This is a genomic window from Variovorax sp., from assembly GCF_035634955.1.
GTDB lineage: Bacteria > Pseudomonadota > Gammaproteobacteria > Burkholderiales > Burkholderiaceae_C > Variovorax.
The window spans coordinates 257605-273137 of the sequence record NZ_DASQBZ010000020.1 but is presented as its reverse complement, the minus strand read 5'-3'; the positions used below and the strand labels follow the sequence as shown (position 1 = coordinate 273137).

Here is a 15533-nt window from a genome sequence, read left to right as displayed (position 1 = left end):
TCCTCCCCGCATCCCGATCGACCGGCCGCTCAAGGTGCCAGCACCCATTTGCCGTTGTCCAGCTTGACGATCACGCGGGCGCGCTCGTCAACGCCGGACAGGTCGCCCGGCTTGAAGTTGTAGACGCCGTGCGTGCCCACCACCTCCTTGGTGGAGAAGATGGCGTCGCGCAGCGACTGGCGGAATGCCGGCGTGCCCGGCTCGCCCTTGGCCCGGGCCGCGGCGTCGGCGAACACCATCCAGCCGTCGAACGAATAGGCCGAGAACGCGTCCGTCGTGGGCGTACCGTTGACCTTCTGGAACACGGCGCGGAAGTCCAGGCCGAGCTTCTTCGTCGGGCTGCCCTCGGGCAATTGCTCGGCCACGATGATCGGGCCGGTGGGCATCAGCGCGCCCTGCGCGGAACTGCCGGCCACGCGCACGAAGTCCGGATTGATGAGCCCGTGCTGGCCGTAGATGCCGCCCTTGTAGCCGCGCTCGGCCAGCGCCAGGAACGGCAGCGCGCCGGGCGTGCCGGCGCCGCCGGTCATCACCGCATCCGGCTTGAGGGCGATGATCTTCAGCACCTGGCCGGTGACGGACGCATCGGCGCGCGCGTAGCGCTCGTTGCTCACCACCTTGATGCCCGCCTTGTCGGCCGCCTTGTTCAGCGCGGCATAGACCAGGTCGCCCCAGGCGTCGGAGAAGCCGATGTAGCCCACCGTCTTGACGCCGTTGCGCTTCATGCGCTCGACCACCGCGTCCACCATCAGTTGCGTGGGCTGGGCGACCGTCACCACCCAGTCGTTGTCGGCCGGGTCCAGCGCGATCGGCGTCAGGCCGATCATCGGCGTCTTGGTTTCCTTGGCCACCTGTGCCATGGCGATGGCCGCCGGCACGCCGGAGGTGCCCATGATCACGTCGACCTTGTCCTCCTCGATCAGCTTGCGCGCGTTCCGGCCCGCAGTGGTCGGGTCGCTGCCATCGTCGAGCACGATCAGCTGGATCTTGTGTCCGCCCACCTCGCCCTTGTAGCTCTGCGCCGCCTGCATGCCCTTGGAGTACGGCACGCCGAGCGAGGAGTTCGGCCCCGACAGCGATACGCTGAGGCCGACCTTGAGGTCGGCCGCAAGCGCACCGGCCGACATCGCGGCAGTCAAGCCCGCGGCAAGCGCGTAGCGGGTCATGGACTTCATCAAGCGTTTCATCGCGGGCTCCTGGAGTGTTGATCGGTCAAATGAACAGTTGCACCGCCGGCAGCGCGCGCTCGGCGCCCAGCAGGTCGATCCGCTTGAGCTGGATGCGCGGACCGTCGGGCGTGCGCGCCAGCACGTGGTGGTAGCTGCCGGCCAGCAGGATCTGCTGCTCGCCGCGCGCCTCGATGTACAGGAACGGCGTGCGCAAGGTGGCGCTGCCGGCCTGCGTGTCGAGCTGCTCCACCCGCGAGTTCTGCAGCACATGCTGGCAGCGGCTGGCCGGGTGCTGCGAATGGGCGCGCGGATCCTTCAGGCGGTCGACGCGCAGCTGCAGCATCAGCCGATCCTCGTAGGCAATCGAATTGTGCGAATGCGGGTCGTGCTGGGCGCGTCCGAGCAGCGGCACCCAGTAGTGACCGTCGTCGGCGAACAGTGCCAGCCAGTCGTCCCAGCGCCCGTCGTCGAGCAGGGCGGCCTCGCGTGCGACGAAATCGCACAGGCCGATCTCGGTGAACTCGTTCATGCGGCCGCCTCCATGTGCAATGTCATGAACTGCGCCCAGGCCCGGAACTGGTTGCGCATCAGCAACTCGTTGGTGCCGTTCGTGTCCTGCGCCTGCTGCGGTTGATCTCCACCGAACTCGCCGCTGCGATGGCCGCGATGCAGGCTGACCCATTCGTTGCCCGGTGCGCGCAGGCCCCGCTGGATGCTCTCGAACAGGTGGACGTCGTCATGCGCCACTACCGACATGGGCGAGAACACCAGCCGGTTGTAGTTCATCGAGCGCTGCGCCAGCAGTTCGGGCGCGCCCTCGGCGCGGAAGGCCCAGGCCTCGACCAGCGTGCGGTCGGCCGCCAGCGGGCGGATCACACGGATGGCCTGGGGCGAGCCCTTGACCGAAAGGCTCGGAAACAACACCGCGTTCTGCGGCGAGCGCTGCAGGATCTCTGCGGCACGCTCGTCGCCGTGCGCCTCACGCATGGCGGCCTCGTACTCCGGCACCTGGGCGTAGCCGGAATGGATCGAGAAGCGCGTGCCCAGCACGCTGTGGCCGTGGGGCAGCACGCGCGCGCCCATCTGGTCGAAGAACTCGTAGCCGGCGCCGAATGGCAGGATCTGCTCCATCGCCATCGGCTTGGGCTCGTCCGGCGCGTGCCCGGCCCACAGCGCCTGCGCCGCGCGCGTGGCCGACTCGTGGGTCGACAGCGGATGCACGGTGTCGTTGATGTTCTCCAGGTACATCTTCCAGTTGCACTGGATCACGTTGCGCAGCACCCCGCCGGCGACGGCCAGGCGCCCCTGCGGCGAGCGGTCGACCATGTTGTCGATGGCGCGCAGCACCTCCCCGAAATAGTCCTCGAAGGCCGGCCCCTCGTCGGCCAGCCGCACGAACACGAAGTCGCGGTGCACCGCCACGTGGCGCACCGGCGCCATGCCCTGCCCCGATTCGCACTGCGCCATGCGCGTGCCCTCGTATCCCGCCTTGATCGGCACCGCCAGAGGCGAGCCGTCGAGCCGGTAGGTCCAGGCGTGATAGGGGCAGCGGAAGAACTTGCCGGTGTTGCCGCAAGGGTCGCTCACCAGTTGCGTGCCCTTGTGCGCGCAGCGATTGGCCAGCACGCGAATGCTGCCGTCGGCCTGTCGCACCATCACCAGCGGCCGGCCGGCAATTTCCTGCGCCACGTAGTCGCCGGCGCCGGGCACCTGGCTGGCGTGGCCCATGAACTGCCAGGTGTTCGCAAAGAACTGCTCCTGCTCCAGGCCGAACAGTTCCTCGCTCAGGTACAGGTCGCGGTGTACCCGGTCTTCCTGCACCAGGGCACGAATGCGCTCGGGATGATCGCGGTACATCGTGGTCGGTCGCGCGACGTCAGGGCACCAGCTTCCACTGGCCTTTTTCCATGCGCACGATCACCACGGCGCGCTGGTCCGAGCCATAGCGGTCGTCCGGCTTGAAGTTGTAGACCCCGTGCGTGCCCACCAGCTCCCTGGTGGTGACGATGGCATCGCGCAGCGACTTGCGGAACTCCGGCGTGCCGGGCTCGCCCTTGGCCCGCGCCGCCGCATCCATCAGCACCAGGTACGCGTCGTAGGTGTAGGCCGAGAAGGCATCCACAGGCGCCGCGCCATTGGCCTTCTGGTAGGCGTCGCGGAACGCCAGCGAGACCTTCTTGATGGGGTTGCTGTCCGGCAGCTGGTCGGCCACCAGCACCGGCCCGCTGGGCACCTGCAGGCCCTCAATGGCGCTGCCGCCCACGCGCACGAAGTCCGCGTTGATCAGCCCGTGCGTGCCGTAGATGCGGCCCTTGTAGCCGCGCTCGGCCAACGCCAGATAGGGCAACGCGCCGGGCGTGCCCGAGTTGCCGGCAAACACCGCATCCGGCCGCTTGGCCACGATCTTGAGCACCTGCCCGGCCACGGACGAATCGCTGCGCGCATAGCGCTCGTTGGCCACCACCTCGATGCCGGCAGGCTTGGCCGCCTGGACGAGCGAGTCGTAGGCCAGGTCGCCCAGCGCGTCGGAGAAGCCGATGTAGGCCACCGTCTTGACGCCCGACTTCTTCATCTGGTCGACCACCGCGCTGACCATCAGGCCGAACGGCTGCGACACGGTCACTGTCCAGGCGCCCTCGTCGCCCGGAATGACCACCGGCGTGGGCGAGATCAGCGGCGTGTTCGTTTCGCGCGCCACCGCTGCAATGGCCATGGCGCCGGGCACGCCGGAGGTGCCGATCAGCACGTCCACCTTGTCGTCGACCGCCAGCTTGCGCGCATTGCGCCCGGCGGTGGTCGGGTCGGACGCATCGTCGAGCACGATCAGCTGGACCTTGTGGCCGGCGATCGTCGGGTACTGGGCCAGCGCCGCCCGCATGCCCTTCTCGTAGGGAATGCCCAGCGCCGCGATCGGGCCCGACAGCGAGCTGACGACGCCGACCTTCAGGTCGGCAGCAAAGGCCTGGACAGCGGCCAGCGCGACGGCGGCCAGCGCCAGGGTACGCAGGGTTCGGTTCGTCATCTCGTTCACTTCACCAGCACCCACTTGCCCTTTTCGAGGCGGACCACGACGCGCGAGCGCTCGTCCGAGCCGTAGCGGTCGTCCGGCTTGAAGTTGTAGACGCTGTGCGTGCCGACCAGCTCCTTGGTGCTGACGATGGCATCACGCAGCGCGACGCGGTAGTCGGGCGTGCCGGGCTCGCCCTTGACGCGCGAAGCCGCGTCGAGCATGACCAGCCACGCATCGAACGAGTAGGCCGAGAAGGCGTCCGTCGGCGCGGAGCCGTTGGCCTTCTGGTAGGCGTCGCGGAACGCCAGCGACACCTTCTTGATCGGGTTGCTGTCGGGCAGCTGCTCGGCGACGATCACCGGTCCCGTGGGTGCCAGCAGTCCCTCGACGGCGGCGCCGCCCACCCGCACGAAGTCCGGGTTGATCAACGCGTGCATGCCGTAGATCTGGCCCTTGTAGCCGCGCTCGGCCAGCGCGATGTACGGCAGCGCACCCGGCGTGCCGGAGGTTCCGGTGATCACCGCATCGGGACGCAGCGCCACGATCTTGAGCACCTGGCCGGCCACGGAGCTGTCGCCCCGGGCGTAGCGCTCGTTGCTCACCACCTGGATGCCGGCCGGCCCGGCGCTCTTTTGCAGCGCGTCGTAGACCAGGTCGCCCCACGCGTCGGAGAAGCCGATGTAGCCCACCGTCTTGACGCCCGACTGCTTCATGCGCTCGACCACCGCGCTGACCATCAGGGGCGCAGGCTGCGGCAGCGTGACCATCCACGCGCCGGCCTCGCCCGGCAGGTTGGCGTTGGCGATGGAGATCAGCGGGGTCTTCGTCTCGCGCGCCACGGCGGCGATGGCCAGTGCGCCCGGCGAGCCCGCCGTGCCGATGATGACGTCGACCTTGTCCTCATCGATCAGCTTTCGGGCATTGCGCGCCGCCGTGCTCGGGTCGGACGCATCGTCGAGCGAGATCATCTGGATCTTGTGCCCCGCCACTTCCGACTTGTAGGCTTGTGCCGCCTTGATGCCCTTCTCGTACGGAATGCCCAGCGACGACACCGGGCCGGACAGCGACGTGATGAAGCCGACCTTGAGGTCGGCGGCCCACGCGTTGGCGACCGCCAGGGCGCCCAGGCCCAGGGCCAGCCCGGTACGCAGACAGAAGGAACGTGAAGCGATTCTCATGGTGCGGGTGCTCCTGGTTGGCGCCGCCCTGCTGCGGCGATCACAAACATGAATTCTCAATTGTTTACGACTAAAGCATATCAACGCAATGCGGCGCTGACGAGAAAGGGGAACTACCTACGGCCTACAGCACCAGGCTGCCGACGCTGGTGCCGCCGCACACGTACAGCACCTGCCCGGTCACATAGCTGTTGGCCGGATCGGCGAAGAAATCCACGGCGCGCGCCACGTCGGCGGATTCGCCCAGTCGGCGCACGGGAATGGACGCTTGCAAGGCCCGTTCCCGGTCGCTGCCCGCCTCGATCACGTCGTAGAACATGTCGGTGCGCACCGGCCCGGGCGCCACCACGTTGACGGTGATGCCCTCGGGGGCGAGCTCCAGCGCCCAGGTGCGCGCCATGCCCATCATCCCGGCCTTGGTGGCCGAATAGCTGGTGCGCGTGACCGCACCGACGGCCGCGCGCGAGGACAGCAGCACGATGCGCCCGAAGCGCTGCGCACGCATGGTGGGCAGCACCGCCTGCGTGAGCGCGATGGCCGAACCCAGGTGCAGGTCGACCAGCGCGTCCAGGTCCTCGAGCTTCACGTCGGACACCAGCGCACCACGGATCACGCCGGCGTTGTGCACCAGCGTGTTCACCGCGAAGCGGGCGGCCACCTCGCCGGCCGCCTGCACCGTGGCGGCCCGGTCCATCAGGTCCACCTCCATGCTGTGCAGGCGCGGATGCGCGATCTCCGTCTTGCGGCGCGCCAGCGAGATCACCTCGCAGCCACTGGCCAGCAGGTGCTCGCAGATCACCTTGCCGATGCCGGCGCTGCCGCCGGTCACCAATGCCACGCGCTCGATCGTCTTCGAATCAGTCATCGGTTCAGCCCTCCACCATGGCCAGCACGCGCAGCGGGCTGCCGCTGCCCTTCTCGATCTTCAGCGGCGGACAGATCAGCACCGCCCCCACGGGCGGCAGCAAGTCCAGGTTGGACAGGCACTGCAGGCCGAAGCGCCCGGTGCCGTGCATCAGGTAGTGGCATGGATACGGCGGGCGCAGGTGATAGCCCTGCCCCGCGTCGGTGCCGATGGCCTCGGAGCCGAATCCGAGCACGTCGCGCTGCTCGACCAGGAAGCGCACTGCCTCGCTCGACGGGCCCGGCGTGTGCTGGCCGGTTTCGTCGAAGTTCTGGTAGGCGGCCGGGTCCTGGCGCTTGGACCAGTCGGTTCGCATCAGCACCCACTGACGGGGCTGGATGCGGCCATGCGCTGCCTCGTGCCGCTCGATGTCTTCCACGGTCATCAGGTAGTCGGGGTCGCCCTTGACCTGCGCCGAGCAGTCGATCACGTGCGCCGGCGCGACGAAGTTCTGCACCGGGATGGTGTCCACCGAGTTGTTGGGCAGGTCGCGCCCCGAGATCCAGTGGATCGGCGCGTCGAAGTGGGTGCCGGTGTGCTCGCCGCAGGAAAAGTTGTTCCAGTACCAGCCCGGGCCGCGGTCGTCGTACTTCGAAACCTCCTCGATGCGGAACGGCCAGCACTGGCCCATCTCGGGCGGCAGCGCGATCTGCGGAAACTCCGGCGTGAGCGTCTGCGTGAGGTCGATCACGCGGATGCCGCCGCTCGCCAGTGCGCCGGCCAGCTGGCCGAGCAGGCCGGCGGGCCTCGTCGTGGTGCTTGTGGTCATGGCTTGTGTCCTTGCTTGTTCATCCGCCGTTGGTGGCCAGTTCGCGCTCGAGCACCTTCGGGTCGTCGCGCCAGCGCTCGAGCCATTCCTGGGCCACGTCGCCGGGGTAGACGTCTTCGACGCCATCGCGCAGCGCCTTGACGATGGCATTCGCCAGTGCCGACGGCGCCACCTTGGGCGGCGGCATGTGCTGGTTCCATTCGTCGTCGATCGGGCCCGGGTAGACGTTGATCACCCGGATGCCTGCCGGCCGCATCTCGGCGCGCAGGCACTGCGCGAGCGAATGCGCCGCCGCTTTGCTGGCGCTGAACGTGCCGTGCGGCGGGAAGTTGGACAGCGCGTAGACCGACAGCAGGTTCACCCACGCCGTGGCGCTCGTCGCGCCGTCGGCCGAGCGGCCCTTGAGCGCGGGGCCGAACTCCTGCGCCAGGCGCAGCAGGCCGAAGTAGTTGATGTCCATCTCGGCGCGCGCCACGTCGGTGCCGCGCCGCGCCCCGATGCCGAAGGTACGGTGCACCTCCGCGGTGTTGACCACGATGTCCACCTTGCCGCCGATGGCCCCGGCCAGCTGGCTGACCGAGCGTTCGTTGGTCAGGTCGAGCGGCACGAGCGAAACCTGCGCCAGCGCGGTGATGTCTTCGAGCCCGCCGAAGTTCTTCCACGGCTCGGCATGGCCGACCCAGACGATGTCCGCGCCGGCGGCCACGAGGGCGCGCACAACGGCCTGGCCGACGGCGGTCTTGCCGTCGGTCACCAGCACCTTGCGGAACTTGGGGTCGCTGGTCATCTCGCGCAGCATCTTGTCGTCGGCCATGTGGGCACTCCCGTCCTGAGGAAATCCAATCAATACCGCCTGTCCCGCCCGGTCCAGGCGGGCACCCACGCGCACGCGCGCCGGCGCCTCGCCCGGCACCTCGCCGTGCAGGTGCACCATCAGCGTCGGGCCAGCGTCCAGGTGCACCAGGCCCAGGCGCCAGGGCAGGCGCTCGCGGAAGAAAAGGTCGTTGCTGTGGTGCAGCGTGCTGACCGCCAGCAGTTCGCCATCGCCGGTCTGCTCGCGCCAGTGCAGGCGCGGCGACAGGCACTTGTGGCAGGCCTCGCGCGGCGGGTACTGCACCGCGCCGCAGTCGTCGCACACCTGCAGTTCGAAGCGGCCCTGCGCCGCCGCGGCGGTGATGCCAAGGGCAATGCGGGTGCGCTGCCACGGCGGCAGGTTCATCTGCCGCGTGCGCAGCACCGGGTTCTTGCGCTTGGGGCGCATCAGGGGCATGGTCATTGCGGTTTCCCCAGGATCACGGCGCCGGTGCACAGGCAGCGGTCATAGGTCACCATGCCGAAGCCAGCCACCAGGCCTACCGCGGCATCCTTGACGGCGCGCGCCCCGGCCTGTCCGGTGAGCTGGCGGATGGCCTCGGTCATGCCCAGGAAGCCGCCGGCCGCGCCCGCCTGGCCGCCGGACAGTTGCCCGCCGCTGGTGTTGTTCGGCATGTCGCCGTCGTAGGTCAGGCCGCGCGTTTGCACGAAGGCCGGGCCCTCGCCCTTCTCGCACAGGCCCAGGTCCTCGAATTGCATCATCACGATCACCGGGTAGTCGTCGTAGGTCTGGATGAAGTCCAGGTCGGCCGGTGCGATGCCGGCCTGCGCGTACAGGTCGGCGCGGTCCACGCCCCAGCCGCCGCGCACCATCACCGGGTCTTCGGCGTAGGCGTTGTGGCGCTCGATGGCGCCGCGAATGACCACGTGCGCCAGGCCGAGGTCGCGCGCGCGCTGCTCGGTCATCACCAGGAACGCCTCGGCCCCGGCGCAGGGCATGACGCAATCGAACAGGTGGATCGGGTCCGCGATGGGCCGCGCGCCCATGTATTCGTCGAGCGTCAGCGGCTTCTTGAACAGCGCATTGGCGTTGGCCAGCGCGTTGTGCCGCTGCGCCACGGCAATGCGCCCGAAGTCTTCGCGCTTCGCGCCGTACGTGCGCATGTAGTTGGCGGTGATGAAGGCAAAGATCGAATTGGGCCCACCCGAGCCGTACGGGTAGGTGGCGTCGCGCGCGAAGTTGGAGAAGCTTCCCAGCGTCTGGCGGAACGAATCGACATGGTTGGTGTCGGCGGCCACGCAGGCCACCACGTCGGCATCGCCCGACTGGACCGCGCGGGCGGCGCGCCGCAGGCACATCACGCCGGAGGCCCCGCCCGTGGGCACGTGGTCCAGCCAGCGCGGCGACAGGCCCATGTGCTGCGTCACGCCCACCGCCGTGTCCGGCACCAGCGAGAAGCTCGACAGGCACAGGCCGTCGATGTCGTCCTTGCGGATGCCGCTGGCCTTGACCAGCGCATCGAGCGCGTGGCCGATGAACCAGTGGGCACTGTGCGTGGAATAGCGTACGTAGGGCACCGTGACGGGCACCGCGACCGCGACCCCTTCGTAGGACTGGCGGCGGGTCATCCCTGCCTCCGCTTCATCGCGCGGGTGTCCACGCAGGTGGCGTTGCCGGGCAGCTGGCGCGCCATGTCGCGCAGTTGCCCGCGCTGGATCTTCTGCGACGGCGTCAGTGGCAGCGCATCCACGAAGGCTACCCAGCCCGGGGCCTTGTAGTAGGCCAGTTGATCGAGCGCAAGCTGCACGATGTCGGCCGCCAGCGCCGCCTGGTCGGCCGCTTTCACGCCGTCGCGCAGCACGATGCAGGCCAGCACCTCGTCGCCGCGCACCTCGTCGGGCGTGGCGGCGACGGCCGAGGCCTGCACCGCCGGATGCTGGTTGAGCACGCTCTCCACCTCCACCGCGGAGATGTTCTCGCCGCTGCGGCGGATCACGTTCTTCTTGCGGTCCACGAAGTAGAAGTTGCCTTGCGCGTCGCGCCTGACGAGGTCGCCCGTGTGGAACCAGCCGCCGGCCCAGGCCTCGCTGGTCGCCGCCTCGTCCTTGAGGTAGCCGGAGAAGAAATAGCGGCGCGGATCGCCGCCGGCCGAGCGCACGAGCAGCTCGCCGGGCATGTCGACGGTCACGTCGCGCCCCTCTTCGTCGATCAGCCTGATCTCCAGAAAATCGGGCTGTCGGCCGAAGCAGGCGGTGCCCACGCCGCGCGGCTCGCGGTGCGCCATCACGCAGGCGCCGGCGCCGGTCTCGGTCATGGCCCAGGCCTCGACCAGGGGAAATCCGAAGCGCTCTTCGAACGGCGCGTGGTTCTTGCGGTCGACCCCGGCGCCGAAGCCCCAGCGGATGGCGTGGTTGCGGTCGCCCGGGGCCGCCGTGGCGCCCAGCAGCATGGCCGGCATCACGCCCAGGTAGTGGACGATGGTGGCGCCGCTCTCGCGCGCGCTCGACAGCCAGGTCTTCGGATGGAACCGGTCCAGCTGCACCAGGCAGCCGCCGGCGACCAGCACCACCATGGTGGAGAAGGCCATCGCGTTCATGTGGTTGAGCGGCAGCGGCGTCATCACCCGTTCCGCGTCGGGGCGGATGCTGCAGGCGCCGTCGAGCTGCGCATACCACTGGCCTGCACGCAGGAAGTAGGCGTTCGACAGCATGCAGCCCTTGGGTCGGCCGGTGGTGCCGGAGGTGTAGAGCAGCGCGCATTCGCTGTCCGCGCCGACCGGCTCCGCGGCGCGCGGCGCAGGGGTGCGCGCCGCAGGCACGCTCGCATCGTCGGCGCCCATCGTGGCGAATGGGAGGCCGGCCTGTTCGGCGGCGGATTTCAGGTCGTCGGCGCGCCCGGGCAGCGTCACGGCCAGGCCGATCTCGCTGTGGCCGATCAGGTAGACCAGCTCGGCCGACCGCATCTCGGCATTGATGGGCACCACGCTCACACCCAGGCCATTGAGGGCGAACCAGTGCAGCAGGAATGCCGGCCGGTTCTCCAGCAGCAGGCCGACGCGGTGGCCATGGCCCCAACCCGCCGCGGCATACGCCTGGCGCAGGCGCGCGACCTCGGCCGCCGCGGTGCCCCAGGCCAGCGCGCCGGCGGCGATGCCGTAGGTCTGCGCGGTGACCGGCTCGGTGTAGAGAAAATCGGCCTGCGGAGTGCGCGCCGCGGTGGCGGCAAAGACGTCATGGACAGTGGCGTGCATGTCGTCTTTCAGATGAACAGCTGCACGGCAGGCAGCGCCGCGTCGCAGTTGAGGAGGTTCACGCGCTTGAGCGTCAAGCGCAGTGCACCGTCCACTCGGGCCAGGTGGTGAAAGAAGGTGCCCACGTAGAACTGCAGCTCGTCGCCCTGGGATTCGGTGTAATGGAACTCGGTGCGCACCAGGTAGCGGCCGGCGGCGTCGTCGAATTCCTCGACCGTCGGCAATTGCAGCAGGTGGTGGCAGCGGCTGGGCGGCTGCTGCGAGAACGCGCGCGGGCTCTTCAGGCGCTCGATGCGCAGTTCGCGCAGGAGCTTGTCTTCGTACAGGTGCGAGGTGTGCTCGATCGGGTCTTCCTGGCCCGGCACCAGCGGCAGCCAGTAGTAGGCGTCGTCGGTGAACAGCGCATTCCAGTCCTCGTAGCGCTTGTCGTCGAGCAGGCGGCACTCTCGCACCACGAAGTCGATGAGGTCCTGGCGCGTCACGCCGCCGGCCGTGCCGTTCATCGCGCACCCCCTTGCATGCTTGCTGTCATGTAGCGCTCCCAGGCGCGGTACTGGTTGCGCATGGATATCTCGCTGGTGCCGATGGCGGTCACGTCCTTCTGCGCGGCCTCGGACGCGTCGAAGTTGCGGTGCAGGCTGATCCAGTCGTTGCCGCTGGCGTGCAGGCCGGCCTGGATGCCGCGGTAGGCCTGCAGGTCGTCGTGGCCGACCACGGAGAACGGGGAGTTGATCAACCGGTTGTACATGGTGGTGCGGTGAAGCAGTTCGGGTGGCGCGCCCTTGAGGCGGAACGTCCAGCTCTCGACCAGCGTCTTGTCCACGGCGATCGGGCGCAGCACACGGATCGACTGGATCGCGCCCTTGATCGTCAGGTTGGGGTAGTACACCGTGTTGTGGCGCGCCAGCCCGAGGATCTGCGCCTTGCGCTCGGGCCCGTAGGCCGCCTCCATGGCCGCGTCGTACCCGGGAATCGCCGAGTACTTGCTGTGGATGGAGAAATGCACGCCCGAGAAGCTGTGGCCGTTGTCGAACACGCGCACGCCCATGTCCTCGAAGAACTTGTAGTCCGACATGAACGGCACGAACTGTTCGATGGCCATCGGCTTGGGCGCCTCGGCGGGCTGGCCGGCCCACATGGTCTTGGCGGTGCCTGCCGACGACTCGTGCGCCACCATCGGGTGCATGGTGTCGTTGAGGTTCTCGACGAACATCTTCCAGTTGCACTGGTGCATGAAGCGCAGGCACCCGCCGGCGATCTCCAGTTCGCCCTCGGGCGAGCGGTCGGCCATGTTGTCGATGGAGGTCAGCGATTCGCCGAAGTACTCCTCGAAGTCCGGGCCCACGTCGTTGATCTTGACGAAGATGAAGCCGCGGTACAGCCGCACGTTCTTGAGCGCCACCAGGCCCTTGGCCGATTCGCATTCGTGCAGCTGCGTGCCTTCGTAGCCGTTCTTCAGCGGGATCGACAGCAGCGACCCGTCCGTCCGGAAGGTCCATGCGTGGTAGGGACAGCGGAAGAACTTGCCGGTGTTGCCGCATGGGGCGCTCACCAGCCGCGAGCCCTTGTGGGCGCAGCGGTTCATCATCACCCGCACCGAGTTGTCGGTGTGGCGCACCACGATCAGCGGCCGCCCCGCAATGTCGGCCTGGATGTAGTCCCCGGGCTTGGGCAACTGGCTGTCGTGGCCCACGAAGTTCCACGTGTTGGCGAAGAAGTGCTCCTGCTCCAGCTCGAACAGCTCGGGACTGATGTACAGGTCGCGGTGCACCCGGTCGGGCTGCACCAGCGCGCGGATGGCGTCGGGGTTGTCTCGGTAGGTGGTCATCGTGTTGGGTCCTTCCGGCACTCTCGTTTCATGCGTGGCTCACAGGTCGAGCACGAGCCGCTTGCCCTTGCAGCGCGAGATGCAGATCTGCATGACGTTGCCCTCGGCCTTCTCGCGGGCGGTGAGCACGTAGTCGCGGTGGTCGATCTCGCCCTCCATCACCGGCGTGGCGCACACGCCGCATTCGCCGCGCTTGCAGTCGAACATCGGGTCGCAGCCGTGCTCGATCAGGCAGTCCAGGATGGTCTGGTCGGCCGGCACGGTGAAGGTCTGGCCGGATTGCGCCAGCACCAGCTCGATCGGCTGGTCGCCCTCCTCGACCTCGGGCGTGGTGAACAGCTCGAAGTGCACACGCTCGTGCGTGTTCCAGTCGCGGGCCCGGGCAGCCGCGAGCACGGCGTCGAGCATCACCTTGGGGCCGCAGACGTACAGGCGGTCGTCGGGCGCGCAGGCATCCAGCAGCGCCGCGATGTCCAGCGGCGCGCCGGCCTCGTCGTCCGCGTGCACCACCAGCTGGTCGCCGAGCAGCGACTGCAGTTCGGGCAGGAAAGCCATCAGCGCGCGGCTGCGGCCGGCATAGTGCATGCGCACCGGCGCGCCCTGTGCGCAACGCTGGGCCGCCATGCTCAGCATGGGCGTGACGCCGATTCCGCCGGCGACCAGCACGGCGCGCGCGCCGCCCTCGTGCAGCCCGAAGTCGTTCCGGGGCGGCTCGATCGTCAGCATGTCGCCTGGCTGCACGTTCTCGTGCATGAAGCGCGAGCCGCCGCGTCCTTCATCCTCGCGCCGCACGGCGATCACGTATTCGGTGGGCGCATCGGTCGCGCCAGCGGCGGCGACCGGGTTGATGAGCGAGTAGTGGCGCCAGTCGGCCCGACCATCCGGCAGCGTAACCTGCACGCGGATGTGCGCGCCGGCGGAGAATCCCGGCAGCGCGGCTGCGTCGGGCGCGGCCAGGCGCAGCAGGCGGATCAACGGATTGAGGCTGCGCGCCTCGCTCACGCGCAGTTGCAGCGGAGCGGCGGATTCGTTCGGCATGGTGCTTCGTGTTCCGGTTGGCGTTCAATCCAGCGCATACTGCGCCAGCTTGGCACGCAGCTGATGGCCGTGCTCGTCGGCCAGCGCGGCATCGCGCAGCTCGCGCAGGGTCGCCGGCGCCAGGCTCGGGCCGGCCCGCAGCGCGGCTGCCATCAGCAGTTCGTAGTTCAGCACCCCGCGTTCGTGCGTGTCGCTGTAGCCCTTGACCAGGCGCTGGCACTGCGCAATTTCCAGCGCCAGCGCGGGGTTGGTGCCGGCAGCCTGGGCAATGCGCGCCAGCCAGTCTTCGATGCGGGCGTTCTCCTGGGCGAAGCGCGTGGTGCTGCGGCGCCAGCGGCGCGCGGCTGCCACGCAGCGCAGGAGCATGTAGCCGCGCACGGTGCTGGTCTTGACCACCCGGCCCTTGCGCGTCATGCGTTCGACCAGCCGGCGCGGCGCGCCCGAATCCATCAGCCAGCGGCCGACGCCGCCGGGTAGCGTCTCGCAGATCTCCTGCAGCCGCGGATGCATGTACTCGCTGATCGCCACGAGCTGGTCGTCCTGCACGCCGGCTTCGCCGCGCACGCGCTCGAAGCGGGTCCCGCGGGTCTTGAGATCGGCCACGCGGGCGGTGTCTTCATAGGCCATCCACAGCGCCAGGTGGCGCGCAGTGGCGCAAAGCAGCCGCTGGCCGTCCTCCACTCCCAGCGCGGCGACGGCCGCGAGGCGGTCGAGGTAGACGCCGGCGTAGGCCGGGTCCTGGTAGTCGATCAGCCGGCGCACGCCTTCGAGCATCAGGCCCCGCGGCTCGGCCGGAAATTCCCGCTGCACCCGTTCGACCAGCGCGCGCACCCCGGGGTGGGCCGGCTTCGGAGCCTCGGCCGCCAGGCCGGGCTGCAGGCCGGCCACGGCATCGGCATCGGCGCCGTCTCCATCGCGCTGCGCACGCTCGAAGGCCTGTCCGAAGGCGCGCAGGCTGGGCTTGACGCCCACGCCGCCGCGCTCGACGGTCGCCTCGAACTGCGCGCGGCCGAAGGGCAGCACGCCCGAGCCTGCCAGCGCGCCGAACATCACCGCGCTGATCACGCTGCCGGCTTCCTCGGCCGCACGTGCCATGTCGAAACGGATGAAGCGCTTGGCGGCGCGCCGCGCATGCGCAAGCAGTTGCTCGCTGTCGACTCGGCCGTCGCCCATGGCGGCCTTCTCGGCGATCGAATAGACGCGGTGGGTGGAGGCCAGCAGCGTGGTGCGGTCCGACGTGACCAGTCCGCGCTGTACCGCGCGGCCGGCTTCCATCAGCTCGGAGCACAGCACCACGTCCACGTCGCCGGGCAGCGGCATCAGGGCCAGCACCGGCCGGCCGCCGTCCGCTTCGGCACGCGCGCGCGCAAACAGCTCGACGTAGTAGATGGTGGCGCCGGTGCGCTGCGCCACGCCGGGCACCGAGGTGGTCTGCGCGAAGTAGCCGTTGTGCTCGCCGAGGTCGACGATCCAGTCGGCCAGCACGCCGCCGCCCTCGCCGCCCATGGCGAGGATCGCGATCTTGATGGGTTGTGCGGCATTCATCGTGGTCTTGCTTTCCGGTGGTGCCGCG

At 69.1% G+C, this 15533-nt stretch carries 14 protein-coding genes; all 14 read right to left on the bottom strand.

Going from position 1 to position 15533, the window contains the following annotated elements:
• Window positions 1–29 precede the first annotated feature (29 nt).
• Window positions 30–1187 carry an ABC transporter substrate-binding protein gene (locus tag VES41_RS10630; protein WP_324816428.1) on the bottom strand — a complete coding sequence of 386 codons (1158 nt, stop codon included), beginning with the start codon at window positions 1185–1187 and terminating at the stop codon, window positions 30–32.
• A 25-nt stretch (window positions 1188–1212) separates the two neighbouring features.
• Window positions 1213–1698: an aromatic-ring-hydroxylating dioxygenase subunit beta gene (locus tag VES41_RS10625; protein WP_324816426.1), complete on the bottom strand. Its 486-nt coding sequence runs from the start codon at window positions 1696–1698 to the stop codon at window positions 1213–1215.
• Window positions 1695–3026, bottom strand: a complete 1332-nt coding sequence (locus VES41_RS10620) for an aromatic ring-hydroxylating dioxygenase subunit alpha (RefSeq protein WP_324816425.1) — start codon at window positions 3024–3026, stop codon at window positions 1695–1697. Before VES41_RS10620 ends, VES41_RS10625 begins: the two co-directional genes overlap by 4 nt.
• A gap of 19 nt (window positions 3027–3045) precedes the next feature.
• Window positions 3046–4191, bottom strand: a complete 1146-nt coding sequence (locus tag VES41_RS10615; protein WP_324816424.1) for an ABC transporter substrate-binding protein — start codon at window positions 4189–4191, stop codon at window positions 3046–3048.
• Window positions 4192–4196: 5 nt separating this feature from the next.
• The gene (locus VES41_RS10610; RefSeq protein ID WP_324816423.1) at window positions 4197–5357 is read right to left on the bottom strand and encodes an ABC transporter substrate-binding protein; all 1161 of its coding nucleotides are present in this window, start codon (window positions 5355–5357) and stop codon (window positions 4197–4199) included.
• A 124-nt stretch (window positions 5358–5481) separates the two neighbouring features.
• A complete protein-coding gene (locus VES41_RS10605) occupies window positions 5482–6222 on the bottom strand; it encodes an SDR family NAD(P)-dependent oxidoreductase (protein WP_324816421.1) in 741 nt (246 codons plus the stop codon).
• A 4-nt stretch (window positions 6223–6226) separates the two neighbouring features.
• Window positions 6227–7030, bottom strand: coding sequence for a cyclase family protein (locus VES41_RS10600; protein WP_324816419.1), 804 nt, complete (start codon window positions 7028–7030; stop codon window positions 6227–6229).
• A gap of 19 nt (window positions 7031–7049) precedes the next feature.
• Window positions 7050–8306: an SDR family NAD(P)-dependent oxidoreductase gene (locus VES41_RS10595; RefSeq protein ID WP_324816417.1), complete on the bottom strand. Its 1257-nt coding sequence runs from the start codon at window positions 8304–8306 to the stop codon at window positions 7050–7052.
• Entirely contained in the window at window positions 8303–9472 is a 1170-nt protein-coding gene (locus VES41_RS10590) for a thiolase family protein (RefSeq protein WP_324816416.1), read from the bottom strand. Before VES41_RS10590 ends, VES41_RS10595 begins: the two co-directional genes overlap by 4 nt.
• Complete coding sequence (locus tag VES41_RS10585; RefSeq protein WP_324816415.1) at window positions 9469–11094, bottom strand: AMP-binding protein; 1626 nt, start codon at window positions 11092–11094, stop codon at window positions 9469–9471. Before VES41_RS10585 ends, VES41_RS10590 begins: the two co-directional genes overlap by 4 nt.
• Window positions 11095–11102: 8 nt before the next feature.
• Entirely contained in the window at window positions 11103–11597 is a 495-nt protein-coding gene (locus tag VES41_RS10580) for an aromatic-ring-hydroxylating dioxygenase subunit beta (protein ID WP_324816414.1), read from the bottom strand.
• Complete coding sequence (locus VES41_RS10575) at window positions 11594–12922, bottom strand: aromatic ring-hydroxylating dioxygenase subunit alpha (RefSeq protein WP_324816413.1); 1329 nt, start codon at window positions 12920–12922, stop codon at window positions 11594–11596. The genes VES41_RS10580 and VES41_RS10575 overlap by 4 nt, the downstream gene beginning before the upstream one ends.
• A 39-nt stretch (window positions 12923–12961) precedes the next feature.
• Complete coding sequence (locus tag VES41_RS10570; protein WP_324816412.1) at window positions 12962–13960, bottom strand: PDR/VanB family oxidoreductase; 999 nt, start codon at window positions 13958–13960, stop codon at window positions 12962–12964.
• A 24-nt stretch (window positions 13961–13984) separates the two neighbouring features.
• Window positions 13985–15505: an indolepyruvate oxidoreductase subunit beta family protein gene (locus tag VES41_RS10565; protein ID WP_324816411.1), complete on the bottom strand. Its 1521-nt coding sequence runs from the start codon at window positions 15503–15505 to the stop codon at window positions 13985–13987.
• Window positions 15506–15533 lie beyond the last annotated feature (28 nt).

Coding starts and splice junctions, on each gene's coding strand:
- VES41_RS10610 (WP_324816423.1), bottom strand. CDS start 5,357: ATGAGAATCGCTTCACGTTCCTTCTGTCTGCGTACCGGGCTGGCCCTG.
- VES41_RS10575 (WP_324816413.1), bottom strand. CDS start 12,922: ATGACCACCTACCGAGACAACCCCGACGCCATCCGCGCGCTGGTGCAG.
- VES41_RS10605 (WP_324816421.1), bottom strand. CDS start 6,222: ATGACTGATTCGAAGACGATCGAGCGCGTGGCATTGGTGACCGGCGGC.
- VES41_RS10630 (WP_324816428.1), bottom strand. CDS start 1,187: ATGAAACGCTTGATGAAGTCCATGACCCGCTACGCGCTTGCCGCGGGC.
- VES41_RS10625 (WP_324816426.1), bottom strand. CDS start 1,698: ATGAACGAGTTCACCGAGATCGGCCTGTGCGATTTCGTCGCACGCGAG.
- VES41_RS10590 (WP_324816416.1), bottom strand. CDS start 9,472: ATGACCCGCCGCCAGTCCTACGAAGGGGTCGCGGTCGCGGTGCCCGTC.
- VES41_RS10565 (WP_324816411.1), bottom strand. CDS start 15,505: ATGAATGCCGCACAACCCATCAAGATCGCGATCCTCGCCATGGGCGGC.
- VES41_RS10620 (WP_324816425.1), bottom strand. CDS start 3,026: ATGTACCGCGATCATCCCGAGCGCATTCGTGCCCTGGTGCAGGAAGAC.
- VES41_RS10580 (WP_324816414.1), bottom strand. CDS start 11,597: ATGAACGGCACGGCCGGCGGCGTGACGCGCCAGGACCTCATCGACTTC.
- VES41_RS10615 (WP_324816424.1), bottom strand. CDS start 4,191: ATGACGAACCGAACCCTGCGTACCCTGGCGCTGGCCGCCGTCGCGCTG.
- VES41_RS10600 (WP_324816419.1), bottom strand. CDS start 7,030: ATGACCACAAGCACCACGACGAGGCCCGCCGGCCTGCTCGGCCAGCTG.
- VES41_RS10570 (WP_324816412.1), bottom strand. CDS start 13,960: ATGCCGAACGAATCCGCCGCTCCGCTGCAACTGCGCGTGAGCGAGGCG.
- VES41_RS10595 (WP_324816417.1), bottom strand. CDS start 8,306: ATGACCATGCCCCTGATGCGCCCCAAGCGCAAGAACCCGGTGCTGCGC.
- VES41_RS10585 (WP_324816415.1), bottom strand. CDS start 11,094: ATGCACGCCACTGTCCATGACGTCTTTGCCGCCACCGCGGCGCGCACT.